General features: G+C 71.6%; 23 protein-coding genes and 1 riboswitch. Of the genes, 22 read left to right on the forward strand and 1 reads right to left on the reverse strand.

The genetic code is table 11. The annotated features are described in order from the left end of the window. Positions 1 to 40 precede the first annotated feature (40 nt). The 11 genes from lepB (ACIQVL_RS32700) to ACIQVL_RS32750 all read left to right on the forward strand — a co-directional run bounded on the left by lepB (ACIQVL_RS32700) (position 41) and on the right by ACIQVL_RS32750 (position 9,664). A complete protein-coding gene (lepB, locus tag ACIQVL_RS32700; protein ID WP_403477137.1) occupies positions 41 to 748 on the forward strand; it encodes a signal peptidase I in 708 nt (235 codons plus the stop codon). After that, entirely contained in the window at positions 741 to 1,883 is a 1,143-nt protein-coding gene (gene lepB / locus ACIQVL_RS32705) for a signal peptidase I (protein WP_403432915.1), read from the forward strand. The genes lepB (ACIQVL_RS32700) and lepB (ACIQVL_RS32705) overlap by 8 nt, the downstream gene beginning before the upstream one ends. Then, positions 1,813 to 2,745, forward strand: coding sequence for a signal peptidase I (gene lepB, locus ACIQVL_RS32710; RefSeq protein WP_403432918.1), 933 nt, complete (start codon positions 1,813 to 1,815; stop codon positions 2,743 to 2,745). The genes lepB (ACIQVL_RS32705) and lepB (ACIQVL_RS32710) overlap by 71 nt, the downstream gene beginning before the upstream one ends. A gap of 115 nt (positions 2,746 to 2,860) precedes the next feature. Continuing rightward, positions 2,861 to 3,646: a signal peptidase I gene (gene lepB, locus ACIQVL_RS32715; RefSeq protein WP_403432920.1), complete on the forward strand. Its 786-nt coding sequence runs from the start codon at positions 2,861 to 2,863 to the stop codon at positions 3,644 to 3,646. Beyond that, positions 3,636 to 4,151, forward strand: coding sequence for an NUDIX hydrolase (locus ACIQVL_RS32720; protein ID WP_403477138.1), 516 nt, complete (start codon positions 3,636 to 3,638; stop codon positions 4,149 to 4,151). Before lepB (ACIQVL_RS32715) ends, ACIQVL_RS32720 begins: the two co-directional genes overlap by 11 nt. Before the next feature lie 56 nt (positions 4,152 to 4,207). After that, complete coding sequence (locus tag ACIQVL_RS32725; protein ID WP_008745401.1) at positions 4,208 to 4,516, forward strand: DUF2469 domain-containing protein; 309 nt, start codon at positions 4,208 to 4,210, stop codon at positions 4,514 to 4,516. A 76-nt stretch (positions 4,517 to 4,592) separates the two neighbouring features. Further along, positions 4,593 to 5,069 carry a YraN family protein gene (locus ACIQVL_RS32730; protein WP_403477210.1) on the forward strand — a complete coding sequence of 159 codons (477 nt, stop codon included), beginning with the start codon at positions 4,593 to 4,595 and terminating at the stop codon, positions 5,067 to 5,069. 1 nt (position 5,070) lies between these two features. Next, positions 5,071 to 6,681 (forward strand): YifB family Mg chelatase-like AAA ATPase, encoded by a 1,611-nt coding sequence (locus tag ACIQVL_RS32735; protein WP_403477139.1) that lies wholly within the window; start codon positions 5,071 to 5,073, stop codon positions 6,679 to 6,681. Then, positions 6,678 to 7,823, forward strand: a complete 1,146-nt coding sequence (gene dprA / locus ACIQVL_RS32740; RefSeq protein ID WP_403477140.1) for a DNA-processing protein DprA — start codon at positions 6,678 to 6,680, stop codon at positions 7,821 to 7,823. The genes ACIQVL_RS32735 and dprA overlap by 4 nt, the downstream gene beginning before the upstream one ends. Before the next feature lie 323 nt (positions 7,824 to 8,146). Continuing rightward, complete coding sequence (whiG, locus tag ACIQVL_RS32745) at positions 8,147 to 8,989, forward strand: RNA polymerase sigma factor WhiG (RefSeq protein ID WP_089098491.1); 843 nt, start codon at positions 8,147 to 8,149, stop codon at positions 8,987 to 8,989. 117 nt (positions 8,990 to 9,106) lie between these two features. Beyond that, positions 9,107 to 9,664: a TetR/AcrR family transcriptional regulator gene (locus tag ACIQVL_RS32750; RefSeq protein WP_403477211.1), complete on the forward strand. Its 558-nt coding sequence runs from the start codon at positions 9,107 to 9,109 to the stop codon at positions 9,662 to 9,664. Between the two features lie 137 nt (positions 9,665 to 9,801). Here ACIQVL_RS32750 and ACIQVL_RS32755 read toward each other — a convergent pair whose 3' ends face one another. Next, a complete protein-coding gene (locus ACIQVL_RS32755) occupies positions 9,802 to 10,386 on the reverse strand; it encodes a peptidoglycan DD-metalloendopeptidase family protein (RefSeq protein WP_403477141.1) in 585 nt (194 codons plus the stop codon). A 280-nt stretch (positions 10,387 to 10,666) separates the two neighbouring features. On the opposite strand from ACIQVL_RS32755, the gene rpsB reads away from it, so the two are divergent. The 11 genes from rpsB to ACIQVL_RS32810 all read left to right on the forward strand — a co-directional run bounded on the left by rpsB (position 10,667) and on the right by ACIQVL_RS32810 (position 23,067). Beyond that, positions 10,667 to 11,626, forward strand: a complete 960-nt coding sequence (gene rpsB, locus ACIQVL_RS32760) for a 30S ribosomal protein S2 (protein WP_403477142.1) — start codon at positions 10,667 to 10,669, stop codon at positions 11,624 to 11,626. 133 nt (positions 11,627 to 11,759) lie between these two features. Beyond that, positions 11,760 to 12,596, forward strand: a complete 837-nt coding sequence (gene tsf, locus ACIQVL_RS32765; protein ID WP_403433059.1) for a translation elongation factor Ts — start codon at positions 11,760 to 11,762, stop codon at positions 12,594 to 12,596. Positions 12,597 to 12,804: 208 nt separating this feature from the next. After that, positions 12,805 to 13,563, forward strand: coding sequence for a UMP kinase (gene pyrH, locus ACIQVL_RS32770; RefSeq protein WP_089098487.1), 759 nt, complete (start codon positions 12,805 to 12,807; stop codon positions 13,561 to 13,563). 146 nt (positions 13,564 to 13,709) lie between these two features. Continuing rightward, positions 13,710 to 14,267 carry a ribosome recycling factor gene (gene frr, locus ACIQVL_RS32775; protein WP_089098486.1) on the forward strand — a complete coding sequence of 186 codons (558 nt, stop codon included), beginning with the start codon at positions 13,710 to 13,712 and terminating at the stop codon, positions 14,265 to 14,267. Beyond that, complete coding sequence (locus ACIQVL_RS32780) at positions 14,267 to 15,646, forward strand: phosphatidate cytidylyltransferase (protein ID WP_403433062.1); 1,380 nt, start codon at positions 14,267 to 14,269, stop codon at positions 15,644 to 15,646. The genes frr and ACIQVL_RS32780 overlap by 1 nt, the downstream gene beginning before the upstream one ends. 202 nt (positions 15,647 to 15,848) lie before the next feature. Then, a complete protein-coding gene (locus ACIQVL_RS32785) occupies positions 15,849 to 17,093 on the forward strand; it encodes a cytochrome P450 (protein WP_403477143.1) in 1,245 nt (414 codons plus the stop codon). A gap of 37 nt (positions 17,094 to 17,130) precedes the next feature. Next, positions 17,131 to 17,919, forward strand: coding sequence for a VOC family protein (locus ACIQVL_RS32790; protein ID WP_403433068.1), 789 nt, complete (start codon positions 17,131 to 17,133; stop codon positions 17,917 to 17,919). A 68-nt stretch (positions 17,920 to 17,987) separates the two neighbouring features. Next, positions 17,988 to 19,094, forward strand: a complete 1,107-nt coding sequence (gene rlmN, locus ACIQVL_RS32795; RefSeq protein ID WP_351959654.1) for a 23S rRNA (adenine(2503)-C(2))-methyltransferase RlmN — start codon at positions 17,988 to 17,990, stop codon at positions 19,092 to 19,094. Positions 19,095 to 19,118: 24 nt separating this feature from the next. Next, positions 19,119 to 19,226: riboswitch (TPP riboswitch) on the forward strand. A gap of 72 nt (positions 19,227 to 19,298) precedes the next feature. Continuing rightward, on the forward strand, positions 19,299 to 20,405 hold the full coding sequence (locus ACIQVL_RS32800) for a thiamine ABC transporter substrate binding subunit (protein ID WP_403433072.1): 1,107 nt from the start codon (positions 19,299 to 19,301) through the stop codon (positions 20,403 to 20,405). 41 nt (positions 20,406 to 20,446) lie between these two features. Then, positions 20,447 to 22,045, forward strand: a complete 1,599-nt coding sequence (locus tag ACIQVL_RS32805; protein ID WP_403477144.1) for an ABC transporter permease — start codon at positions 20,447 to 20,449, stop codon at positions 22,043 to 22,045. Continuing rightward, the gene (locus tag ACIQVL_RS32810; RefSeq protein WP_403477145.1) at positions 22,045 to 23,067 is read left to right on the forward strand and encodes an ABC transporter ATP-binding protein; all 1,023 of its coding nucleotides are present in this window, start codon (positions 22,045 to 22,047) and stop codon (positions 23,065 to 23,067) included. The genes ACIQVL_RS32805 and ACIQVL_RS32810 overlap by 1 nt, the downstream gene beginning before the upstream one ends. Positions 23,068 to 23,090 lie beyond the last annotated feature (23 nt).

The following is a 23,090-nucleotide window of genomic DNA, read 5'->3' on the forward strand; positions in this document are numbered from 1 at the left end:
AAGAAGGAGTCTCATCGACGCCGGATAACATCTGGCCCCGATGGACACCGAAGCACAGCACACGGAGCGCGACCGCTCCTCCAGCCCCGAACCAGAGGCCGCGGAGGACCGGTCGCGTTTCGCGTTGGTGGCACGCGCCACCGAGCGGCTCACCGACTGGCTGCCGGGTGGCTGGATCACCCTCACCCTCTTCGCCTGCCTGGCGTTTTTGCTCGTCCTCAACACTTTCGTGGCGCAACCATTCCAGATTCCCAGCGGATCCATGGAACAGGGATTGAGGATCGGGGACCGCGTTCTCGTAAATAAGTTGGCGTACCGTTTCGGTGCCGGGCCGCGTCGGGGAGATGTCGTGGTGTTCGACGGCTCCGGATACTTCGGGGACGCCGACTACATCAAACGCGTCGTCGGTGTGGGAGGAGACCACGTGGTCTGCTGCGACAAGAAGGGGAGGATCGAAGTGAACGGCCGGCCGGTCGACGAGACCTCGATCCTCTATCCCGGGGACACCCCCTCCACCGTGCCCTTCAACGTCGACGTCCCCGACGGCACGCTCTTCGTACTCGGCGACCACCGCAGCGACTCCAGCGACTCCCGCGACCACCTCGGCTCGCCCGGCGGCGGCATGATCCCCGTCGGTCATGTCATCGGCCGGGCCGACTGGATCGTCTGGCCCTACGCCCACTGGACCCGTCTCACCCGGCCCGCCGCCTACGCGGGCGTGCCGGCCGCCGAGGCGTCCCATGGGTAACCGGGGCCGACCGCGCGGCGTACCGGTCGACGCCACCGCCAACCTGCTGCCCACCGGCGCGCGGCGCGCCTCCGGCCCGTCCGGCGGCCGGTCCCGCGCGGAGCGGCGCAAGCTGCAGCGCAAGGTCAAGCGCAAGCGACGGCGCGGTGCGGTGCGGGAGATACCGCTGCTGGTCGGCGTGGCCGTCCTGATAGCCCTCGTACTGAAGACGTTCCTCGTCCAGGCCTTCGTGATCCCGTCCGGCTCCATGGAGCAGACGATCCGGATCGGCGACCGCGTCCTGGTGGACAAGTTCACCCCCTGGTTCGGATGGCAGCCGCACCGCGGGGACGTCGTCGTCTTCCACGACCCGGGCGGCTGGCTGGCGGACGAGCAGACCACCAAGGCGAACGACCCGGTCGGCGTCAAGCAGGTCAAGGAAGGGCTCACCTTCATCGGCCTGCTGCCCTCCGCCAACGAGAAGGACCTCATCAAACGGGTCATCGGCGTCGGCGGCGACCACGTCAAGTGCTGTGACGCACAGGGCCGGGTGACCGTCAACGGCGTACCGCTGACCGAGGGGGACTACCTGTATCCGGGAAACGTCCCCTCCGCTCAGCCGTTCGACATCACCGTGCCGAGAGGGCGGCTGTGGGTGATGGGCGACCACCGCGGCAACTCCGCCGACTCCCGAGCCCACCAGGACACCGACTACGGCGGCACCGTGGCCGTCACCTCGGTGGTGGGCCGGGCCATGATGATCGGCTGGCCCATCGGCCACTGGACCAAGCTCGACGAACCTAAAACCTTCGCAAGCGTTTCGGACTCCGGGTCGGGGGCGACTGCGACTCCCCGGCTGTCGCATAGGGTTGCCTCCGACGATCCGAACGGATACATCCAACTCCCGACCCCTGCGGAACTCCCGCTCGTTATGGGAGTGGTGGGCCTGCGCCGGGTATGGCGCAGGCGGCGGCACGGAGTAAGGAGTTGGCGTGGGGGATGTGGCGGTTGGCGCACGGTCGGGACACGACGGCGAGGAGCACAGCGGGCGCCCCGTGGAGAATGTCCCCCCCGCGGACAGCGCCTTGACCTCCGGGAACGGCACCGGGCCCGGTGGAGACGGCACCCCGGCAGACGGTCCGTACTCCGGCGGTGACGGCTCGGGCACGGACGGGGACCCGGGCGAATCGGCGGCGCCCGCACCGAAGAAACCACGCTCCTTCTGGAAGGAGCTGCCGATCCTCGTCGTCATCGCGCTGGTGCTGGCGCTGCTGATCAAGACGTTCCTGGTGCAGGCGTTCTCCATCCCGTCGGACTCGATGCAGAACACCCTCCAGCAGGGTGACCGCGTCCTGGTCGACAAGCTCACCCCGTGGTTCGGCTCCAAGCCCGATCGCGGCGAGGTCGTGGTCTTCCACGACCCGGACGACTGGCTGGCGGGCGAGCCCACCGCCCAGCCGAACGCGATCCAGACCTTCCTCAGCTGGATCGGCCTGATGCCGTCCGCCGAGGAGCGGGACCTGATCAAGCGCGTCATCGGCGTCGGCGGCGACACCGTCTCCTGCAAGGGCAGCGGCCCGCTCATGGTGAACGGCCATGCGCTGAACGAGCCTTATGTGTACCCGGGCAACACGCCGTGCAGCGTCGACGACCAGGGCGGCCAGTTCACGGTGCACGTGCCCAAGGGCTACATCTGGGTGATGGGCGACCACCGCCAGAATTCCCGCGACTCGCGCTACAACCAGTCCGACAAGCACCACGGCATGGTCCCGGTGAAGGACGTCGTCGGCCGTGCCATCGTCAAGGCCTGGCCGATCAACCGCTGGGGCACGCTGCCGGTCCCGGACACCTTCGACCAGAGCGGCATCAACACGCAGTCGTCCGCCGCGGCCTCCCTCACGGTGGCGCCGCAGGGCGTGGCCGTCGCCGCCGTCCTCCCGGTCGCGGTGTGGCGCCGCCGCCGGGGCGACCGCAGCGAGCAGAAGTTCGACAAGCGTGTGGCGGCGGGCAAGCGCTGACCGGCTGCCGCATGCCTGTGCTGACCGTCCCATGTGAAGCCCTTGGGGAGCTTGTGACCAGGGGCGCCGAAGAAGGGCTGCCCCCGCCCGGTACCGCCGGGTAGGGTGCGGCCTCATGGGCGACAGCACGATACGTACGGCTCCGCGCGACGGCGCAGGCACCAGCACGAGCGCGGCACAGGCCGGCAGCAGGCTCGGACAGCGGCTGTCCGGGATCGCCGTCGCCCTGGGCATCGTGCTGTTCCTCGGAGGCTTCGGCTGGGCAGCGGTCGCCTACCGGCCGTACACCGTGCCCACCACTTCGATGACGCCGACCATCGACGCCGGGGACCGGGTCCTCGGCCAGCGCATCGACGGCAGCGAGGTGCGCCGGGGCGACGTCGTCGTCTTCAAGGACAAGAGCTGGGTCACCAACGCGGACGTCGTCAAGCGGGTGGTCGCGGTCGGCGGGGACACCGTGGCCTGCTGCACGAACGGCAAGCTGACGGTCAACGGCAAGCAGATCGAGGAGCCGTATCTCCCGGCGGGCAGCCAGGCCGAGCTCCAGGGCTTCCCCACCGTCACCGTTCCGAAGGGCCGGCTCTTCCTCCTCGGCGACGAGCGCCAGGGCTCCCTGGACTCCACCGCCCACCTCACCGACGCGGCGAAGGGCACGGTCGCGCGCAGCGCCGTCACCGCCCGGGTGGACGCCGTGATCTGGCCGATGAAGGGCCTCCTCAAGCGCCCGACCGGCTTCGAGACCCTGGGCACGCTCTCCCAGCCGGGCCCGCTCCGCGTCATCGAGTTCCTGATCGTGGCCGGAGGCGTGCTGGTCCTCGCGGGCGGTGCCTACGGCCCGGTCGCGAACCTGCTGGGCCGCTCCCGAAGCCGTGCCCGGACGGAGCCCGCCGGTGCCCGCTGAGGCGCCGTCCGAGGCGCCCGGGGGCGACCTGCGCAAGGTGGCCCGGGTGGTCCTGCTCGACCCCGAGGACCGCATCCTGCTCCTGCACGGCCACGAGCCCGACGACCCGGCCGACGACTGGTGGTTCACGCCCGGCGGCGGCCTGGAGGGCGACGAGACCCGTGAGCAGGCCGCTCTGCGGGAACTCGCCGAGGAGACCGGCATCACGGACGTCGACCTCGGTCCGGTGCTGTGGCGCCGGATGTGCTCCTTCCCGTTCGCGGGCCGCCGCTGGGACCAGGACGAGTGGTACTACCTGGCCCGTACGACGCAGACGGTCACCGAGGCCACGGCCCTCACCGAACTGGAGCGGCGCAGTGTGGCCGGAGCACGTTGGTGGACGTGCCAGGAACTGACCCGGGCACATGAGACGGTGTATCCGACCAGACTCGCCGAGTTGTTCCGTAGGCTGCTCGACGAAGGTCCCCCCGCCGGGCCCGTCACCCTTGACACGGAAATCGTCTAGGGGCGCGCGGGACTGGCGCACAATGGTGGGATCGCACGGCTGAAGGGGAACATGCCATGAGCGCCGAGGACCTCGAAAAGTACGAGACCGAGATGGAGCTGAAGCTCTACCGGGAGTACCGCGATGTCGTCGGTCTGTTCAAATACGTGATCGAGACCGAGCGGCGCTTCTACCTCACCAACGACTACGAGATGCAGGTGCACTCGGTCCAGGGCGAGGTGTTCTTCGAGGTGTCCATGGCGGACGCCTGGGTGTGGGACATGTACCGGCCGGCCCGTTTCGTGAAACAGGTCCGCGTCCTCACGTTCAAGGACGTGAACATCGAGGAGCTGAACAAGACCGACCTGGAACTTCCGGGCGGCTGAGGTGACTCGTACGGGTGACGGAGTTGTCCACAACCGCTGAGTAACCCACCAAGATCAACTTCTTGGCGGGGGATGCCTGACCGTTGGCGCCGGAGGTGGTGCCGACATGAACACGAATCAGGCACGCACGAATCAGGCACGCACGAATCAGGCGCGTCCGAACCTGGCACAGACGGGTCGGGCGCGTCCGAATCGGGCGCGCAGTGCGCTCGGCAGGTACGGCGAGACGCTGGCCGCACGGCGGCTGGCCGAGGCCGGTCTGACCGTGCTGGAGCGCAACTGGCGCTGCGGCAGGACCGGCGAGATCGACATCGTGGCGCGGGACGGCGACGTCCTGGTCGTCTGCGAGGTCAAGACCCGGCGGGCGGGCGTCTTCGAGCATCCCATGGCCGCGGTCTCCCCGGACAAGGCGCGGCGCCTGCGCGGCCTCGCCGAGCACTGGATCCACGCCCACGGCGGGGCGCCGCCGGGCGGCGTCCGCATCGACGTGGTCGGCGTGCTGCTGCCGCAGCGCGGGGCGCCCGTGGTCGAGCACGTCCGGGGGGTGGCGTGAGATGGGGTTCGCGCGGACCTGCTCGGTGGCGCTGGTGGGCGTCGAGGGCGTGGTGGTGGAGGTCCAGGCCGACCTGGAGCCCGGGGTGGCGGCCTTCACCCTGGTGGGGCTGCCGGACAAGAGCCTGACGGAGAGCCGGGACCGGGTCCGGGCGGCGGTGGTGAACTCGGGCGCGTCCTGGCCGTCGAAGAAACTCACCGTCGGGCTGAGCCCGGCATCCGTACCGAAGAGCGGCAGCGGCTTCGACCTCGCGGTGGCCGCGGCCGTGCTCGGGGCGGCCGAGCGCATCGATCCCCGGGTGCTCGCCGACATCGTGATGATCGGGGAGCTGGGTCTGGACGGCCGGGTCCGGCCGGTCCGGGGCATCCTGCCCGCCGTGCTGGCCGCCGCCGACGCCGGGTACCAGCAGGTGGTCGTGCCGGAGAACGCGGTGCCGGAGGCCTCGCTGGTGCCGGGAGTGTCCGTGCTGGGCGTCCGCAGCCTGCGCCAGCTGATCGCCGTCCTCACCGACGAACCGGTGCCCGACGAGGAGCCCGTCCCCGGCGAGATCCGCCCCGACCCGTTCCTCGCCGGGCTCGCCCTGCCCGGCATGGGGCTCGGCACCGGCGCGGCCACCGGCGACCACGCGCCCGACCTCGCGGACGTCGCCGGCCAGCACGTCGCCCGGGCCGCCCTGGAGGTGGCCGCGGCCGGGCGGCATCACGTCTTCTTCAAGGGCCCGCCCGGGGCCGGCAAGACCATGCTGGCCGAGCGGCTGCCGGGGCTGCTGCCCGAGCTGGGCCGCCAGGAGTCCCTGGAGGTCACCGCCGTCCACTCGGTCGCCGGCATGCTGCCGCCCGGCCACCCCCTGGTCGACAGGCCGCCCTACTGCGCCCCGCACCACTCGGCCACCATGGCCTCCCTGGTCGGCGGCGGAACCGGTATGCCACGCCCCGGAGCGGTCTCCCTGGCCCACCACGGCGTGCTCTTCCTCGACGAGGCCGCCGAGTTCCACAGCAGCGTCCTGGACGCCCTGCGCCAGCCCCTGGAATCGGGCCACGTCGTCATCGCCAGGGCCGCCGGGATACTGCGGATGCCCGCGAGGTTCCTCATGGCCCTGGCCGCCAACCCCTGCCCCTGCGGCCGCCACGGCACCCCCGGCGACGTCTGCGAGTGCCGGCCCTCCTCGATCAAGCGGTACCGGGCCCGGCTCTCCGGCCCCCTGATGGACCGGGTGGACCTCAGGGTGAGCGTCGAACCGGTCGCCCGGGAGGAACTGCTGCGGCTCCACACCGGCGCCGAGCCCTCCGCCGTCGTGGCCGACCGGGTGCGCACGGCACGTGAGCGGGCCGTCCGCCGCTACGAGGGGCTGCCCTGGCGCACCAACAGCGAGGTCCCCGGCCACGAACTCCGCACCCGCTGGCACGTCCAGCCTGGCGCGCTGCTCAAGGCCGAGCTGGACCTCGACCGGGGCCTGCTCACCGCTCGCGGCCTGGACCGGGTGCTCCGGGTCGCCTGGACCCTGGCCGACCTGGCGGGCCACGGCCGCCCCTCGGCCAACGACGTCAACCTGGCCCTGGAGCTGCGCACCGGCGTCCGGCGCGGCGCGGTCCTGGAAGGGATCGCCCCATGAGCGACACCGAACTGCTCGACCGGGTCTTCCTGGCCCGGGTGGCCGAGCCCGGCGACGAGACCGCCGGGCGGTGGGTGCGGGAACGGGGCGTGCACGAGGTGGCGGCCCGGCTGCGCGAGGGCGGGCCGCCCCTGCCCGGTGTCGGCGCCAGGCGCTGGGCAGGGCTGCTGGCCCGCGCGGCACAGGCCGACCCGCGCGCGGACCTCGTCGCCGGACGGGAGGCGGGCGCGCGGTTCGTGTGCCCCGGCGGCACCGAGTGGCCCAGCCAGCTCGACGACCTGGGCGACGCCCGCCCCCTCGGCCTGTGGGTGCGCGGCCTGCCCAGTCTGCGCATGTGGGCGCTCAGGGCCGTCGCCGTCGTCGGGGCACGGGCCTGCACCGAGTACGGCGCCCACATGGCCGCCGTCCTCGCCGCGGGGCTCGCCGAGCGCGGCTGGGTGGTGGTGTCCGGCGGCGCCTACGGCGTGGACGGCGCCGCCCACCGCGGAGCCCTCGCCGCCGGCGGGGCCACCGTCGCCGTGCTGGCCTGCGGGGTCGACCGGCCCTACCCCCGGGGCCACACCGAGCTGGTCAACAGGATCGCCGAACAGGGGCTGGTGGTGGGGGAGTTGCCGCCCGGCGAGCACCCGACACAGAGCCGGTTCGTGCTCCGCAACCGGGTCATCGCGGCGCTCACCAGAGGCACCGTCGTCGTGGAGGCCGCCCACCGCAGCGGCTCCCTGGTCACCGCGCGGGCGGCGCAGCGGCTCGGCCGGTACACCATGGGCGTGCCCGGTCCGGCCACCAGCGGCCTCTCGGCCGGGGTGCACGAACTGCTCCGCGGGGAGGCCGTGCTGGTCACCGACGCCGCGGAGGTCGTCGAGCTCGTGGGCGACATGGGCGAGCTGGCCCCGGCGAGACGCGGCCCCGTCCTCCCGCGTGACCTGCTGGAACCCGCCGCCCGCCAGGTCCTGTCCGCCCTGCCCGGCAACCGGCCCGCCTCACCCGAAGAGGTGGCGCGCGGCGCGCAGACGTCCGAGGACGAGGCCGTCGCGAGACTGTACGAACTCCGAGCACTTGGTTACGTCGAACGACACGGCGACGGCTGGAAGTTGACACGCCAGGCGATGATCTCGGTCCGGGCCGGTCGGAGCCGGTGCTGACCGAGCGTGTTCGGCCGTCCGGGGGAACCCCCGACGCCCTTGGGAATTCCCGGAGTTGACGCTTCCAGCCGGTCACGCAGAGCGACGCGCCGAGCGTGGTGGAGCGCGCCGTACAGGGGGTTCGCGCAGGGGTGGAGCCGCACTGTTCGCGCACCGCGACTCCTCAGTCACGCTACGCTCACGAAAGGCCTGACGCAGACCGCGCCAACCGACACGAGACCGACACCTCGCCCAACCATCGCTCTTCACTCCCCGCTCACCCCGCGCCACGGCACGACACGGCACTTCCTGGCACTTCACGGCAGAACGGCACAAGGCGACGAATGCCCCAGCACACCTCCGGGTCCGACCGGGCGGCGATCCCCCCAGCCGCCCGCGACGGTGGCAGCGTGCGGCCGCCCGCTCCCTCGACGCTCGACGAGCTGTGGCGGTCGTACAAGGCGACGGGGGATGACCGGCTGCGGGAACAGCTGATCCTGCACTACTCGCCGCTGGTCAAGTACGTGGCCGGGCGGGTGAGCGTGGGCCTGCCCCCCAATGTGGAACAGGCCGACTTCGTCTCCTCCGGGGTGTTCGGGCTCATCGACGCGATCGAGAAGTTCGACGTCGACCGGGAGATCAAGTTCGAGACGTACGCGATCACCCGGATCCGGGGCGCGATGATCGACGAGCTCCGGGCGCTGGACTGGATCCCGCGCTCGGTCCGGCAGAAGGCGCGGAACGTGGAGCGGGCCTACGCCACCCTGGAGGCACGGTTGCGGCGCACGCCCTCGGAGGGCGAGGTGGCCGCCGAGCTGGGCATCGAGGTGGACGAGCTGCACGCCGTCTTCAGCCAGCTGTCGCTGGCCAACGTGGTGGCGCTGGAGGAGCTGCTGCACGTCGGGGGCGAGGGCGGCGACGGCCTGAGCGTCATGGACACGCTGGAGGACACCGCCGCGGACAACCCCGTGGAGGTGGCCGAGGACCGGGAGCTGCGGCGCTTCCTGGCACGGGCGATCAACACGCTGCCGGAGCGGGAGAAGACCGTGGTGACCCTCTACTACTACGAGGGGCTGACCCTCGCCGAGATCGGGAACGTGCTCGGGGTCACCGAGAGCAGGGTGAGCCAGATCCACACCAAGTCGGTGCTGCAGTTGCGGGCGAAGCTGGCGAGTTTCGGCCGCTGAGCGGCGGTTTCCGGGGCCCGGCGGCGGCCGGGCGCCCGGTCTTCCGGTCGTGCTGCCTCCCGTCCTGCCCGGCGCGTCCGTAGAGTGGTCGACGTGCCAAGGATTCGAGCGGCCTCCGTGGCCGAGCACCGGTCGATGCAGCGAGCCGCCCTGCTGGACGCGGCGCGGTCCCTCCTCTCCGAGGGCGGTACGGAGGCGCTGACCTTCCCCGCGCTCGCCGAGCGCACGGGGCTGGCCCGGTCGTCCGTCTACGAGTACTTCCGTTCCCGGGCCGCCGTGGTCGAGGAGCTGTGCGAGGCCGACTTCCCCGTGTGGGCGGCGGAGGTCGCGGCGGCGATGGAGCGGGCGGGTTCCGCCGAGGGAAAGGTCGAGGCGTACGTACGCCAGCAGCTCGCCCTGGTCGGGGACCGGCGGCACCGGGCGGTGGTCGCGATCTCGGCGAGCGAGCTGGACGCCGGGGCACGCGAGAAGATCCGGGCCGCGCACGGCGGGCTGGTCGCGATGATCGTGGAGGCGCTGGGGGAGCTGGGGCACCAGCAGCCCCGGCTGGCGGCGATGCTGGTCCAGGGGGTCGTGGACGCCGCGGTACGGCGGATCGAGCTGGGGGCCGCGGAGGACCCGGCGGTCATCACCGAGGCGGCCGTGGCGATGGCGTTGCGGGGTGTCCAGGGCTGAAGTGAGCCGCGGCCGGGGGTGGGGACGACGCTCACCGTCTTCTGTCTTTCAGGGGCGCGGGGAACTGCGCGACCAGCTCCCACCGGCCCGCAGCCGAAACACAGCGGCCCCACCCCTCCGGCAACGGAAACCCCGGCTCACCCCTCCGGCAGCGGCACCCCCAACACCGGCAACAGCCTCGGCGGCCCCCCGTCCAGCAGCCACGGCGGCAACAGCAGCAACGGGTCCAGATACGCCTCCCCCCTGAGCAACCCCCAGTGCACACACGTGCGAGCCCCGCAGTGCGCGCCCCCCGCCGCCACCGTCCCCACCACCTCCCCCGCCGCCACCTCCTGCCCCTTGTCCACCGTCGCCGTCACCGGCTCGTACGTGGTGCGCAGGTCCGTCCCGGTCAGTGCCACCGACACCACACCCCGTCCCGCCACCTGCCCCGCATAGGAGACCCGGCCCGCCGCCACCGCCCGTACCGGCACACCGGGGGCCGCGCCCAGATCGATCCCCCGGTGCCCGGGGCCGTACACCGTCGCCGGCGGCTCCCAGCCGCGCAGGACCGGCGGCCGTACCCCCACCGGCCAGGTCCGGGCGACCGCCGGCACCGGCGGACCGGGCGGACCGGCCGGGGGCGGCGGGCCCTCCGCCCCGACCCAGGCCCGGGCCGCGGTCGCTCCCAGGGCCAGCGGCAACGCCGTCGCCGCCCACATCCATCGCATCGCGCGTCGCATGACCAACATGGTCAAACCGTCTCGCGGACCGACCGATCATGGCCGGTACCTGTGGATTACTCCCGAGTTGTGGACAGCGGCGTCACCCGGTGCCTCCTCGGTCCCGTACACTTCCCTTGGCGATCCGGGTCACCGGGTCGACTTCGCACGCCCCGACATCTGGCCCACACCAGCAGGTGTCAGCGCTTCTCGGTCCTTCGCGGCACAGCGCACACGGGCGTCAGGCGCGGGAGCCGTCCGGCACCCGCGGCACAACCGAGAAATTCAAGGAGATACGGCCATGGCCGTCGTCACGATGCGGGAGCTGCTGGAGAGCGGCGTCCACTTCGGTCACCAGACCCGTCGCTGGAACCCGAAGATGAAGCGCTTCATCTTCACCGAGCGCAACGGCATCTACATCATCGACCTGCTCCAGTCGCTGTCGTACATCGACCGCGCCTACGAGTTCGTCAAGGAGACCGTCGCCCACGGCGGCACGGTCATGTTCGTCGGCACGAAGAAGCAGGCGCAGGAGGCCATCGCCGAGCAGGCGACCCGCGTCGGCATGCCCTTCGTCAACCAGCGCTGGCTGGGCGGCATGCTCACCAACTTCTCGACCGTCTACAAGCGTCTGCAGCGCCTCAAGGAGCTCGAGCAGATCGACTTCGAGGACGTCGCCGCGTCCGGTCTGACCAAGAAGGAGCTTCTCGTGCTCTCGCGCGAGAAGGCCAAGCTGGAGAAGACCCTCGGCGGTATCCGCGAGATGTCCAAGGTTCCCAGCGCCGTCTGGATCGTGGACACCAAGAAGGAGCACATCGCGGTCGGTGAGGCCCGGAAGCTCAACATCCCGGTCGTCGCGATCCTCGACACCAACTGCGACCCCGACGAGGTCGACTACAAGATCCCGGGCAACGACGACGCGATCCGCTCCGTCACCCTGCTCACCCGCGTGATCGCCGACGCCGTCGCCGAGGGCCTCATCAGCCGCTCGCGCGTCGCCACCGGTGACAAGGGCGAGAAGGCCGCGGGCGAGCCGCTCGCCGAGTGGGAGCGCGACCTGCTCGAGGGCGAGAAGAAGGCGGACGACGCCGAGGTCCAGACCTCCGCCGAGACCGAGAAGGTCGCCGACGCCGAGCAGGCCGAGGCCCCGGCCGCCGCCGAGGCCGCTGTCGAGGCTCCGGTCGCCGAGGCCGCTGTCGAGGCGCCGGCTGCCGAGGCTCCGGCTGCCGAGGCTCCGGCCGCGGACGCCGAGCAGGCCTGACCCGTCAGCGTTGACGGCGGGGGCGGCGACATCCCGTACGCCCCCGCCGTTCACCCATAGATTCGCGCTCCACATCTACGTGTGGTTCGTGGATCGGGCAGATCTCCCGACTTCGAGAAAGACTTAACGACTCATGGCGAACTACACCGCCGCTGACGTCAAGAAGCTCCGCGAGCTCACCGGCGCCGGCATGATGGACTGCAAGAAGGCCCTGGACGAGGCCGAGGGCGACGTCGACAAGGCTGTCGAGGCGCTCCGGATCAAGGGCCAGAAGGGCGTCGCCAAGCGCGAGGGCCGCTCCGCCGAGAACGGCGCCGTGGTCTCGATCATCGCCGACGACAACTCCTCCGGCGTCCTCGTCGAGCTGAAGTGCGAGACGGACTTCGTCGCCAAGGGCGAGAAGTTCCAGGCCGCCGCCAACGCCATCGCCGAGCACGTCGCCAAGTCCTCCTACGCGGACCTGGACGCCCTGCTCGCCTCCGAGATCGAGCCCGGCAAGACCGTCCAGGCCTACGTCGACGAGGCCAACGCCAACCTCGGCGAGAAGATCGTCCTCGACCGCTTCGCGCAGTACGCCGACGGTTACGTGACGGCCTACATGCACCGCACGATGCCCGACCTGCCCCCGCAGATCGGTGTCCTCGTCGAGCTGGACAAGCCGAACGCCGAGGTCGCCCGGGGCGTCGCCCAGCACATCGCCGCCTTCGCGCCGAAGTACCTCGCCAAGGAGGACGTGCCGGCCGACGTCGTCGAGTCGGAGCGCCGCATCGCCGAGGAGACCACCCGCGCCGAGGGCAAGCCCGAGGCCGCCCTGCCGAAGATCGTCGAGGGTCGCCTCAACGGCTTCTTCAAGGACGCCACGCTGCTCGGCCAGCCGTACGCGCTGGACAACAAGAAGTCGGTCCAGAAGGTCCTGGACGAGGCCGGTGTCACCCTGAAGCGCTTCACGCGCATCAAGGTCGGCATCTGAGTCCGTACCGCGATCGACGCGCGACCCGCGGGGAAATCCCGATAGGGTCGGTCGACAGCAGTCGTCCGCACACACCGCCACACCCAGGGGCGTGACGGACGGCGGCAGATCTGACGAGGAGGCCATTGCCGCGCATGGGCAGCGAAAAGCGACCCCACCGGCAATGGCCTTCTTTGTATGTGCACCACGTGAAAGAGGCGGGATCTCCATGACCACCAAGGCCCAGAAGAGCGACGACGGCAAAGTGCGCGGCCGGTTTCTGCTGAAGCTGTCCGGAGAGGCCTTCTCCGGTGGCGGCGGCCTGGGCGTGGACCCCGACGTGGTGCACAAGATCGCCCGTGAGATCGCCGCCGTCGTCCGCGACGGCGCGCAGGTCGCCGTCGTCATCGGCGGCGGCAACTTCTTCCGCGGCGCCGAGCTCCAGCAGCGCGGCATGGACCGGGCCCGCTCCGACTACATGGGCATGCTCGGCACCGTGATGAACTGCCTCGCCCTCCAGGACTTCCTGGAGAAGGAGGGCATCGACAGCCGGGTGCAGACCGCGATCACCATGGGGCAGGTCGCCGAGCCGTACATCCCGCTGCGCGCCGTGCGCCACCTGGAGAAGGGCCGCGTGGTCATCTTCGGCGCCGGTATGGGCATGCCGTACTTCTCCACCGACACCACCGCCGCCCAGCGCGCCCTGGAGATCGACGCCGAGGCGCTGCTCATGGGCAAGAACGGCGTGGACGGGGTCTACGACTCCGACCCCAAGACCAACCCCGACGCCGTCAAGTTCGACTCCCTCGGCTACGGCGAGGTCATCACCCGCGAGCTCAAGGTCGCCGACGCCACCGCGATCACGCTCTGCCGCGACAACAAGCTGCCCATCCTGGTGTTCGAGCTGGTGACGGAGGGCAATATCGCCCGCGCCGTCAAGGGTGAGAAGATCGGCACGCTGGTGGGTGACCAGGGCAGCCGGGACTGACCGGCACCGCCTGACGGACCCTGACCGGGGGATGGACAATGTCCTGCCGGTCGGGAACCGTCAGGGAAAGAAGACGCGACGCAGCCGGCCGCCGCCCCCGGGCGGAACCGCAGCCGGGCCTTACTCAAGACACGCAGGAGCAAGTGGTGATCGAAGAGACCCTCCTCGAAGCCGAGGAGAAGATGGAGAAGGCCGTCGTGGTCGCCAAGGAGGACTTCGCCGCGATCCGCACCGGCCGTGCGCACCCGGCGATGTTCAACAAGATCGTGGCCGACTACTACGGCGCGCCGACGCCGATCAACCAGCTGGCCTCGTTCTCCGTGCCGGAACCGCGCATGGCGGTCGTGACCCCGTTCGACAAGACGGCCCTGCGCAACATCGAGCAGGCAATCCGCGACTCGGACCTGGGCGTCAACCCGAGCAACGACGGCAACATCATCCGGGTGGTGTTCCCCGAGCTCACCGAGGAGCGCCGCCGCGACTACATCAAGGTCGCCAAGGGCAAGGCGGAGGACTCCAAGGTCTCCATCCGCTCCGTCCGCCGCAAGGCCAAGGACGCCATCGACAAGCTGATCAAGGACGGCGAGGTCGGCGAGGACGAGGGCCGCCGCGCCGAGAAGGAGCTCGACGACACCACCGCGAAGTACGTCGCACAGGTGGACGAGCTCCTCAAGCACAAGGAAGCGGAGCTTCTCGAAGTCTGATGAACGACGCATCCTGGGGAGCCCCGCCGCACGCCGGGCCGCAGCCCGGGCAGGCCGGATCACCCGCCGGCCAGGCCGGAGCACCGGCCGGGTACTGGGGACCGACCGATCAGGGCACCGGCCAGGGGTACGACGACGGCTCCGGCCAGGGGTACGACCTCGGCTCCGGCCAGGGATACGGCCCCGGCCTCGCCAACGGCTCCGGCCAGGGGTACGGCACGGGCGCAGGCCCTGCCCAGGGTCCCGGCCAGGGGTACGACCTCGGTCGCGCCCACGGCTACGACCAGGGGCATGTCCGGGGAGCCGCTCCGGCGGGTCCCGCGTACGATGCGCAGAACGCGCAGCAGACTCGCCCCATGCCCATCGTGCCCGCCGACGACGGACCCGCGTACGGCTCGGACCAGGACGGTGACAGGGGGGCCGCCCGGCTGGGCGGCCCCATGTTCCGAGACGAGACGTTCCGCCACGACACACCGTCGGCGCAGCCCCTGCCCCATGCGGCGGCGCCGCAGAATCCGGAGCCCATGCCCGACGCCCCACAGCCCGCCCCCGCGCCGCAGAAGAAGAGCGCGGGGCGCGACCTGGGCGCGGCCATAGGAGTCGGCGTCGGACTGGGCGTCGTGATCGTGGCGTCCCTGTTCGTCGTCAAGGCGGTCTTCGTCGGTGTCGTGGCGGTCGCCGTCGTGGTGGGCCTGTGGGAACTGACCAGCCGGCTCCAGGAGCGCAAGGGCATCAAGGCGCCCCTGGTCCCGCTGGCGCTGGGCGGCGCCGCGATGGTGGTCGCCGGGTACGCGCGCGGGGCCGAGGGCGCCTGGGTCGCCCTGGCGCTGACCGGCCTCGCGGTCCTCGTCTGGCGCATGACGGAACCGCCGGACGGCTACCTCAAGGACGTCACGGCGGGTCTCTTCGCGGCGTTCTACGTCCCGTTCCTGGCGACGTTCGTCGCGATGATGCTCACCGCGGAGGACGGCCCGCAGCGCGTGCTGACCTTCCTCCTCCTCACGGTGGTCAGCGACACCGGCGCCTACGCGGTCGGCTGGCGCTTCGGCACCCACAAGCTCGCCCCGCGCATCAGCCCCGGCAAGACCCGCGAGGGCCTGGTCGGCGCGGTGCTGTTCGCGATGGTCGCGGGCGCGCTGTGCATGGAGTTCCTGATCGACGACGGCACCTGGTGGCAGGGCCTGCTGCTGGGCCTCGCGGTCGCGGCCAGCGCCACACTCGGCGACCTCGGCGAGTCCATGATCAAGCGGGACCTGGGCATCAAGGACATGGGCACGCTGCTGCCGGGCCACGGCGGCATCATGGACCGGCTGGACTCCCTGCTGCCCACGGCGCCCGTGGTGTGGCTGCTGATGGTGCTGTTCGTCGGCAGCAGCTGACCGACTCGGACGCCGGCCGGTCTGCAGAGACGTCGGCAGTGGTTGCCGTACAGCTGCCGTAGCCGAGCCCCCGCCCTCCGCAGGGCGGGGGCTCGACGGCATGTCGGCCCCGGATGACGCAGCAGAAATCGCATGGTCGTTCCGGCCGGAGGCAGACTCCCTGTGAGGACGCTGTCTCCTCCGACGCGCAGGGAGTGTGCCCATGCCCCTCGACCCGGATCCGGCCGCCACCCCGTCCCCCACCCCGCCTCCGCCGCCGGTGCGGTTCTGGCCGGTCGACGATCTGCCCGCGCTCGACCCCGACCCGTTCCTGGACGAGGTCATGCGCGAGGAGCCGGTCACCCGGATCAGACTCGCCCACGGCGCGGAGGAGGCCTGGCTGGTCACCCGGTACGAGGACGTCCGCTTCGTCACCTCCGACCCGCGCTTCTCCCGGCAACTGGTCGCCGGCCGCGACGTCACCAGCATGCGCCCGGCGCCCGTGGCCTCCCAGACAGCCGGCCTGCAGTACATCGACCCGCCCGGACACAACCGGCTGCGCCGGGTCGTCGCCCGTGCCTTCACGGGGCGGGCCATGCAGCGGCTGCGGCCGATGGCGGAGCGCAGGGCCGCCGAACTCCTCGACACGATGGCGGCGGCCGGTCCGCCGGCCGACCTCATGGAGCATCTGCACGGGCCGTTCCCGATCGCCGTGATCCGTGACTTCCTCGGCGTCGACGAGAAGGACTGGCACGGCTGGGCGGCGACCGGCGAGGCACTGCTCGCCGCCGGCCCCGACGCCGGGGAACGCACCCGCGAGGCCGCCCGGACCACCCGGGCCCGGATCGCCGAGCTGCTGCGGAGTCGCCGCGAGGAGCCCCGCGAGGACCTCGCGGGAGTGCTGGCCCAGGCCGCCGCGGACGGGGAGATCACCGACGACGAGGCGATCTCCCTGGCCACCGCCGTCCAGGTCAGCGGCGGCCACGCGGTCCGCAACAACAGCGGCTCGATGATGTACGCGCTGCTCACCCACCCCGGGCACCTGGACCGGCTGCGCCGCGAGCCGGAGCTGCTCCCCAAGGCGGTGGACGAGCTGTTCCGCTACGTCCCGCACCGCAACGGCGTGGGCATCCCGCGGGTCGCCGTCGAGGACGTCGAGGTCGGTGGCCGGCTGATCCGGGCCGGTGACGTCGTCTACAACGCCTACGTCGCCGCCAACCGCGACCCCGCTGTCTTCACCGACCCCGACGACCTGGACTTCGACCGCGCCGACGGCCCCCACATCGCCTTCGGCCACGGCCCCCACCACTGCATGGCCGCGATCATGGCCCGCATGGAGGCGGAGACCATGATCGGCTCGGTCCTCGCCCGCTTCCCCGGCATCCGGCTGGCCGTGCCTCCCGAGGAGGTCGAGTTCCAGCGCCAGGGTCTGATCCGCGGACCGCGTACGCTGCCCGTGACCTGGTGACCGGCGCGGGCCGGCGAGGACCGAGGAGGACCCCACGATGCTGACGACCACCTACGTCCCGGGCGCCCCGAACTGGCTGGACCTGGGCACCCCCGACACCGACGCGAGCGTCGCCTTCTACTCGGCCGTCTTCGGCTGGCAGCACCGGTCCGCAGGACCCGAGGCGGGCGGCTACGGCTTCTTCGAGCAGGACGGCGGCACGGTCGCCGGCATCGGCCCGCTCACGGCGGAGGGCGCGACCCCGTCCTGGCGGGTGTACTTCCACACCCCGGACGCCGACGCCACCGCCAAGGCCGTCGAGCAGGCGGGCGGCAGCGTCCGGATCGCCCCGGCGGACGTCTTCGCCTTCGGCCGGGCGGCCGCCTTCGTCGACCCCACCGGCGCGGACTTCGCGGTCTGGCAGCCGGGCGAGACCAAGGGCCTGGACCTGGTCGCGGTCCCCGGGAGCCTGGCCAGGACGGAGCTCTACACCACGGACGCGAACGCGGCGAAGGCGTTCTACGAGTCGGTCTTCTCCTGGCAGACCCGGGACGTGCCGATGGGCCCGGGACTGACCTACACGATCCTCACCCCGGCCGGCGCCGGCCCGGCGGCGGCCCACGGCGGCCTGATGCAGCTGCCCCAGGCCAACCTCGACGCCGGCTCCACCCCGGAGTGGCACCCGTACTTCGAGGTGACCGACTGCGACGCCACCTTCGCCGCCGCCACCGACGCCGGCGCCACCGTCCTCATCCCGGTCACCGAGGCCCCCGGCATCGGCCGCTTCGCCATGTTCCTCGACCCCCTGGGCTCCCTCTTCGCCGTCATCACGACGGCCACGGGCTGAGCCCCCGGCCCCCCCGCCGGACCATCGGTCGCAGGCCACCTCAGTTGATCTGCGACACTGATAAGGCCATGCCTAATCCCGGAGAACTCACTTTCGTCGCGCCGCGCGGAGCCAAGAAGCCGCCGCGGCATCTCGCCGATCTCTCGCCCGCCGAGCGCAAGGACGCGGTGGCCGAGGTCGGGGAGAAGCCGTTTCGTGCCAAGCAGCTGTCGCAGCACTACTTCGCGCGGTATGCCCACGACCCCGAGCAGTGGACCGACATCCCGGCCGGGTCGCGGGACAAGCTGCGGGAGGCGCTGTTCCCCGAGCTGATGACCGTCGTACGGCATCTGTCGACCGACGAGGGGACGACCCGCAAGACGCTGTGGCGGCTGTTCGACGGCACGCTCGTCGAGTCGGTGCTGATGCGGTACCCGGACCGGGTGACCATGTGCATCAGTTCGCAGGCCGGGTGCGGGATGAACTGCCCGTTCTGTGCGACCGGGCAGGCGGGGCTGGACCGGAACCTGTCCACCGCGGAGATCGTGCACCAGATCGTCGACGGGATGCGGGCGCTCCGGGACGGGGAGGTGCCCGGCGGGCCCGCGCGGCTCTCCAACATCGTCTTCATGGGGATGGGCGAGCCGCTCGCCAACTACAAGCGGGTGGTCGGGGCGATCCGGGCGCTCACCGACCCCGCCCCGGACGGACTCGGGCTCTCGCAGCGCGGGATCACCGTCTCGACCGTCGGGCTGGTCCCGGCCATCCACCGGTTCGCCGACGAGGGCTTCAAGTGCCGGCTGGCGATCTCGCTGCACGCCCCCGACGACGAACTGCGCGACACCCTCGTCCCCGTGAACACGCGGTGGAAGGTGCGCGAGGTCCTCGACGCCGGGTTCGAGTACGTCGAGAAGAGCGGGCGGCGGCTCAGCATCGAGTACGCGCTCATCCGCGACATCAACGACCAGGCCTGGCGAGGCGACCGGCTCGGGCGGCTGCTCAAGGGCAAGCCCGTGCACGTCAACCTCATCCCGCTGAACCCGACGCCGGGTTCGAAGTGGACCGCGTCGCGGCCGGAGGACGAGAAGGCGTTCGTCGAGGCGATCGAGGCGCACGGCGTGCCGGTGACGGTCCGGGACACCCGTGGTCAGGAGATCGACGGAGCCTGTGGTCAGCTCGCGGCCACCGAGCGGTAATCTGAGGACCGTAGGTACATCTTCATATTCCGACAGGGGAGCGCCACAGCGCTGAGAGTGCGGCAACCGGGCCGCAGACCCTCTGAACCTCGCCCAGGTCATTCTGGGTAGGAAGTTCGGTCATCACTCAAGCTGTTGCGCCCTGCCCGCACACCGCGGGCAGGGCCGCGTCTCTTCCTGGTCAACCCCAGGAGGAAAACACCAGTGCACACAAGGACCTTCTTGGCCGCGGCCGTAGGGCTCGGCCTCGTCACGCTGTCCGCGTGTTCGTCGTCGTCGGGTTCCGAGGCCGACTCCAAGACCGTCACCCTGGTCAGCCACGACTCGTGGGCCGTCTCCAAGAACGTGCTCCAGGACTTCGAGAAGCAGTCCGGCTACAAGGTCAGGGTCCTCAAGGACGGCGACGCCGGGCAGGCCGTCAACAAGGCGATCCTGACCAAGGACAACCCGCAGGGCGACGTCTTCTTCGGCGTCGACAACACCCTGCTCTCCCGGGCTCTCGACAACGGCCTCTTCCAGCCGTACGAGGCGAAGGGGCTCGGCACGGTCGGCACGGACTACCAGCTCGACGCGGCCAAGCACCGGGTCACGCCCATCGACTACGGCGACATCTGCGTCAACTACGACAAGGCGTACTTCAGCAAGCACAAGCTGACCCCGCCGACGTCCTACGCCGACCTCGTCAAGCCGCAGTACAAGAACCTCCTCGTCACCGAGAACGCGTCCACGTCGTCGCCGGGGCTGGGATTCCTGCTCGGGAGTGCGGCTCAGTACGGGGATGGTGGCACCTCCCGCTCGAGCGAAGCCGAGAGCGGGGGAGGGTGGCAGGGCTACTGGAAGCAGCTCAAGGCCAACGGCGTCAAGGTCGTCGACGGCTGGGAGCAGGCGTACAACGAGGAGTTCTCCGGCTCGGCAGGCGGCAGGAAGGCCGGGGGCGACCGGCCGCTCGTCGTGTCGTACGCCTCCTCGCCGCCCGCCGAGGTCATCTACGCCGACCCGAAGCCGAGCACCGCGCCCACCGGGGTCGCGACCGGCACCTGCTTCCGGCAGATCGAGTTCGCGGGGCTGCTGAGCAACGCGGGGAACACCAAGGGCGGCAAGGCGCTCATCGACTTCCTGGTCTCCAAGGAGTTCCAGGAGGACATGCCGCTGAACATGTTCGTGTACCCGGTGGTGAAGGGCGCGAGCGTGCCCGCCGAGTTCACCAAGTACGGGCCCGCCGCCCAGGACCCCGAGACCATGGCGCCCGACAAGATCGCCGCCAACCGTGACCAGTGGGTCAAGACGTGGACGTCACTCGTACTGAAGTAGCGGCCGGGAGCGGGCGTGGGAGTGCGGCGCGGCTCGGGCTGATGCTCGGGCCGGTCGCGTTCTTCGGCGTCTTCTTCGCCTGGCCGGTCGCGGCGATCGTCACCCGCGGGCTGAAGGTCGACGGGGTGTGGCGGTTCGGGCGGATCGCCGACGTCCTCGGCCAGTCCGACATCCGGCACGTGCTCTGGTTCACCACCTGGCAGGCGCTCGCCTCCACCGCGCTCACCCTGCTGGCCGCGCTGCCCACCGCCTACGTCTTCGCCCGCCTCGACTTCCCGGGCAAGCAGGTGCTGCGGGCCGTGGTGACGGTCCCCTTCGTGCTGCCGACGGTGGTGGTGGGGACCGCGTTCCTCGCCCTCGTCGGGCGGGGCGGCCTGCTGGACGAGCTGTGGGGCGTACGGCTCGACACCACCGTCTGGGCCATCCTGCTGGCGCACGTCTTCTTCAACTACGCGGTCGTCGTACGGACCGTGGGCGGGCTGTGGGCCCAGCTGGACCCGCGGCAGGAGGAGGCCGCCCGGATGCTCGGCGGCTCCCCGCTGGGCGCCTGGCGGAAGGTCACCCTGCCGGCGCTCGTGCCCGCCGTGGCCGCCGCCGCGCTGATGGTCTTCCTGTTCACCTTCACCTCCTTCGGCGTGGTGCAGATCCTCGGCGGTCCGACGTTCTCCACGCTCGAAGTGGAGATCTACCGGCAGACCTCCGAGATCTTCGACCTCTCCACGGCCGCCGTCCTCACCCTCGTGCAGTTCGCCGCGGTCGGCGCGATCCTCGCCGTGCACGCGTGGACGGTACGGCGGCGGGAGACCGCGCTCCGGCTGGTGGACCCGGCGGTGACGGCGCGCCGGCCGCGCGGCGCAGGGCAGTGGGCGCTGCTGGGCGGGGTGCTCGCCACCATCGCCGTGCTCCTCGTGCTGCCGCTGGCCGTGCTGGTACGGCGGTCGCTGGACGGCGGGTTCGGGTACTACCGGGCGCTGGGCGACGCCGACGGCGGAACCTTCCTGGTCGCGCCGATCGAGTCGGTCGTCAACTCGCTGCAGTACGCGGTCGTCGCCACCGCCGTCGCCGTGGTGATCGGCGGGCTCGCCGCCGCCGCGCTGGCCCGGCGGGACGCGGGGCGCCTCGTGCGGGGGTTCGACGCGCTGCTGATGCTGCCGCTCGGGGTGTCCGCGGTGACCGTCGGCTTCGGGTTCCTGATCGCGCTCGACAAGCCGCCGCTGGACCTGCGTCAGTCCTGGATCCTCGTCCCGCTCGCCCAGGCGCTGGTCGGCGTGCCCTTCGTCGTACGGACCATGCTGCCCGTGCTGCGGGCCGTGGACGAGCGGCTGCGCGAGGCGGCGGCCGTGCTCGGGGCCTCGCCCTGGCGGGTGTGGCGGGAGGTCGACCTGCCGCTGGTGCGGCGGGCGCTGCTGATCGCGGCGGGGTTCGCGTTCGCGGTGTCGCTCGGGGAGTTCGGGGCGACGGTGTTCATCGCGCGGCCGGACAACCCGACGCTGCCGGTCGCGGTGGCCCGGCTGCTGTCCCGTCCCGGTGATCTCAACTACGGCCAGGCGATGGCCCTTTCCACGATTCTGATGGTGGTCTGCGCGGTGGCCCTGCTGGTGCTCGAACGGCTGCGGACCGACCGGACGGGGGAGTTCTGATGCCGCTTCTCGAACTGGACCAGGCGACCGTGCGGTTCGGCGGGCGGGCCGTGCTCGACGCCGTCGGCCTGGAGGTGGCCGAGCACGAGGTGGTGTGCGTGCTCGGGCCGAGCGGGAGCGGCAAGTCGACGCTGCTGCGGGCGGTGGCGGGGCTGCAACCGCTCGACTCCGGGCGGGTGTTGCTCGGCGGCGACGATCAGGCGCGGGTGCCGGCGCACCGGCGGGGCGTCGGGCTGATGTTCCAGGACCACCAGCTGTTCCCGCAGCGGGACGTGGGCGGCAACGTGGCCTTCGGGCTGCGGATGCGTGGCGCCGGGAAGGCGCAACAGGTCGAGCGGGTGGGTGAGTTGCTGGAGCTGGTGGGGCTGCCGGGCGCGGCCGGGCGGGCCGTCGCCGGGCTCTCCGGCGGTGAGCAGCAGCGGGTGGCGCTCGCGCGGGCGCTGGCGCCCCGGCCCCGGCTGCTGATGCTCGACGAGCCGCTGGGGCAGCTCGACCGCTCGCTGCGGGAGCGGCTCGTGGTCGAACTCCGTGAGCTGTTCGGGCGGTTGGGCACCACCGTGCTGGCGGTGACGCACGACCAGGGCGAGGCGTTCGCGCTGGCCGACCGGGTGGTGGTGATGCGGGACGGGCGGATCGCCCAGTCCGGCACGCCGCTCGACGTCTGGCAGCGGCCCGCGGACGAGTTCGTGGCCCGCTTCCTCGGCTTCGGCAACGTGGTCCCGGCGACCGTCGAGGGCACGGTCGCGGTGACGCCGTGGGGGAAGGTGCCGGTGCCCGAGGGCTCGGCGCAGGGTTCGCGGACGCTGCTGGTACGGCCGGCGGGTGTGCGGCTCGTCGCAGCCGACGCGGGGCTGCCCTGCACGGTGGCCGCGCGCACCTTCCAGGGCACCCATGTCACCGTCCACCTCCAGCCCCAGGACGGACCTCGGCTGGAGGCGGCCTGCGCGCTGCGGGCGGCGCCGGAGGCCGGGGACGCGGTGGGCGTCGAGTTCGACGCGGCGGAGACCGTCGTACTGGACTGAGGGCGTCGCCGGTACGGCCGAGG

The organism is Streptomyces sp. NPDC090499, from assembly GCF_044769305.1.
Classification (GTDB): Bacteria; Actinomycetota; Actinomycetes; order Streptomycetales; family Streptomycetaceae; genus Streptomyces.

Bases quoted from the DNA above. Each gene is read 5' to 3' on its own strand.
- lepB (WP_403477137.1), top strand. From the start codon at position 41: ATGGACACCGAAGCACAGCACACGGAGCGCGACCGCTCCTCCAGCCCC.
- lepB (WP_403432915.1), top strand. From the start codon at position 741: ATGGGTAACCGGGGCCGACCGCGCGGCGTACCGGTCGACGCCACCGCC.
- lepB (WP_403432920.1), top strand. From the start codon at position 2,861: ATGGGCGACAGCACGATACGTACGGCTCCGCGCGACGGCGCAGGCACC.
- ACIQVL_RS32725 (WP_008745401.1), top strand. From the start codon at position 4,208: ATGAGCGCCGAGGACCTCGAAAAGTACGAGACCGAGATGGAGCTGAAG.
- ACIQVL_RS32735 (WP_403477139.1), top strand. From the start codon at position 5,071: ATGGGGTTCGCGCGGACCTGCTCGGTGGCGCTGGTGGGCGTCGAGGGC.
- dprA (WP_403477140.1), top strand. From the start codon at position 6,678: ATGAGCGACACCGAACTGCTCGACCGGGTCTTCCTGGCCCGGGTGGCC.
- whiG (WP_089098491.1), top strand. From the start codon at position 8,147: ATGCCCCAGCACACCTCCGGGTCCGACCGGGCGGCGATCCCCCCAGCC.
- ACIQVL_RS32755 (WP_403477141.1), bottom strand. From the start codon at position 10,386: ATGCGACGCGCGATGCGATGGATGTGGGCGGCGACGGCGTTGCCGCTG.
- rpsB (WP_403477142.1), top strand. From the start codon at position 10,667: ATGGCCGTCGTCACGATGCGGGAGCTGCTGGAGAGCGGCGTCCACTTC.
- tsf (WP_403433059.1), top strand. From the start codon at position 11,760: ATGGCGAACTACACCGCCGCTGACGTCAAGAAGCTCCGCGAGCTCACC.
- pyrH (WP_089098487.1), top strand. From the start codon at position 12,805: ATGACCACCAAGGCCCAGAAGAGCGACGACGGCAAAGTGCGCGGCCGG.
- ACIQVL_RS32780 (WP_403433062.1), top strand. From the start codon at position 14,267: ATGAACGACGCATCCTGGGGAGCCCCGCCGCACGCCGGGCCGCAGCCC.
- ACIQVL_RS32785 (WP_403477143.1), top strand. From the start codon at position 15,849: ATGCCCCTCGACCCGGATCCGGCCGCCACCCCGTCCCCCACCCCGCCT.
- ACIQVL_RS32790 (WP_403433068.1), top strand. From the start codon at position 17,131: ATGCTGACGACCACCTACGTCCCGGGCGCCCCGAACTGGCTGGACCTG.
- rlmN (WP_351959654.1), top strand. From the start codon at position 17,988: ATGCCTAATCCCGGAGAACTCACTTTCGTCGCGCCGCGCGGAGCCAAG.
- ACIQVL_RS32805 (WP_403477144.1), top strand. From the start codon at position 20,447: ATGCTCGGGCCGGTCGCGTTCTTCGGCGTCTTCTTCGCCTGGCCGGTC.
- ACIQVL_RS32810 (WP_403477145.1), top strand. From the start codon at position 22,045: ATGCCGCTTCTCGAACTGGACCAGGCGACCGTGCGGTTCGGCGGGCGG.